The 2,019-nt window shown below is 32.7% G+C and carries 4 protein-coding genes; all 4 read right to left on the bottom strand.

The window, feature by feature from the left end; all coding sequences use genetic code 11:
• Nucleotides 1-234 (bottom strand): hypothetical protein (locus tag ACQP6D_RS11155; RefSeq protein WP_427858261.1); only part of this gene is annotated, 234 nt, incomplete at its 3' end.
• A gap of 623 nt (nucleotides 235-857) precedes the next feature.
• Nucleotides 858-1,118, bottom strand: a complete 261-nt coding sequence (locus ACQP6D_RS11150; protein WP_370388086.1) for a hypothetical protein — start codon at nucleotides 1,116-1,118, stop codon at nucleotides 858-860.
• 22 nt (nucleotides 1,119-1,140) lie between these two features.
• Nucleotides 1,141-1,458, bottom strand: coding sequence for a hypothetical protein (locus ACQP6D_RS11145; protein WP_100152690.1), 318 nt, complete (start codon nucleotides 1,456-1,458; stop codon nucleotides 1,141-1,143).
• Between the two features lie 174 nt (nucleotides 1,459-1,632).
• Nucleotides 1,633-2,019, bottom strand: a 387-nt coding sequence (locus ACQP6D_RS11140; RefSeq protein ID WP_427858260.1) for a hypothetical protein, incomplete at its 5' end; no start/stop codon positions are given.

Raw genomic sequence — 2,019 nt, 5'->3', positions numbered from 1 at the left:
TCTTTCAGCAGGACCATATATTTCACCTAACCAATCTTGCATTTCTTTCGAACCTACATATTCATTTTTTGGGCGTGATAGTGTACGCAATTCCTCAAAACATTCTTTATGAGCTTTATGTTCGGCTTTAGATATATAAGGTCCACCATTCCAAAACCGCACCCCTGCTTCATAACATCCGGATATGCATAAACAGAAAATAGCCATCAATATAAAGTTTTGATTAAGTTTCAATTTACTTTACTCCGTTCATTGCTTTTGAAGGTTTCACTAAAAAAGGTGAAGATGGATTATATTTGTTTATATTATGATTTATTTTATTTTCCCAAGCTTTTTCAAACTCTTCACGATAAGGTTTATCGTTAATTATATTTCCAGTTAGATTCCCATTTACATCAATATTTCTTTTTTTTCATCTACCAAAATATCTTTTGGTTTTTCTCTATAATAACTATTGTGGGAATACATAAACGGTTTATCTTTACACCACCAGTAGGTGGATTACCTCCTATCGTATACTGACTACGAAACAATATCAGCGGACTTCTACCCACAAAATCGGTGTAATGCACTGCTGAATATGCTTTACTTCCTTCGTAATCATTTATTACTTGCTGGTCTGCATATTGTTGTTAAGAATATATGACAATTCTTTTTTGTACTAATACAATAAAAAGCACCAGTATATATGCTATCACTTTGATAAACTGGCGCCCGCTAATTAGTTACTATTTAAGCTATTTCTGAATATTTGATGTAAATAAACTACCTCGATATAACAAAATAAATGAATTATATCTATGATTTGAAAATGCATTCATTTTATACTTTTTCATAGTTTATAAATTTTTTAAAAATTAAAATCCTTTTCTTTTCATACAAGCATTTTTAGCAGGTATATATACCTTGATTAACCAATCCTGCATTTCTTTCGAACCTATATATGCTTTAGGTTCAGGAATGGATTCAAGCTCTTGGAAGCACTCTTCACTAGCTTTTTTTTCAGATGGAGATAGCCTTTGTGTGTCTCCATTCCAAAAACGTACACCCCATTCATAACACCCAGTTAAACACAAAGAAAAAATACTTATTGTTATTATATTTTTATAATATCTCATTACACTTTGCTCCTTTCGTTGATCACTTAGGCTTAACTAAAACTGGTATAGATGGATTATTGGTATTTATATTGTGATTTGAACCATTTATCCATTTTTTATTAAATTCATCTAAATACGGATTATCATTTTGTTTATTGCCTGTCAGATTTCCGTCTGCATCTATATTCCTACCTTTTTCGTCCAACAATATTTTTTTCGGCACTTCTCTAAAATAACTACTGTGCGAATACATAAACGGTTTATCTTCTACACCACCTGTAGGTGGATTACCTCCTATTGTATACTGACTACGAAACAATATTAGCGGACTTCTACCCACAAAATCGGTGTAATGCACTGCTGAATATGCTTTACTTCCTTCGTAATCATTTATTACTAGCTGGTCTGCATATTATTGTTAAGAATTATGACAATTGTCATTTGTACTAATACAATAAAGGCACCAGTATATTTGCTATCATTTTGATATACTAGTGCCTTCTGATTTAGTTGCCAATAAAACAATCAGTTATTACATATTTGGAGAAAATATTTCACCCCTTGCCCTGCGCTCAGCATCTCTTTTCTTCACCTGCTCTGAAACGTAAGCTCCATAGGTTGGTGTTCCTCTTTTTTCCATACATTGCTCGTACATGGGTTGATTCCATACACCATTTGGAAATCCTATTCTTGCTACTCGATTTTCCGGCTTTTCCGACAGTTCTGTGCAATAAGCATCATTTTTACTTCTCAGCTCCTTCATTTGGGGCGATTCAGCATTATAATAAGCATCACTTTTTTTATCAAAACTACTACTTGATGATCTTTCAACATAATAGCCATTATACCAGTCCGATATACTACACCCTTCTAATAACAGACTAACGACTGTCAGAATCACTAACCTTGTTTTACTTAA

Origin of the sequence: Snodgrassella sp. CS2 (assembly GCF_050310315.1) — a bacterium.
Classification (GTDB): Bacteria; Pseudomonadota; Gammaproteobacteria; order Burkholderiales; family Neisseriaceae; genus Snodgrassella; species Snodgrassella alvi_E.
This window is presented reverse-complemented; position numbering and strand designations above follow the sequence as displayed.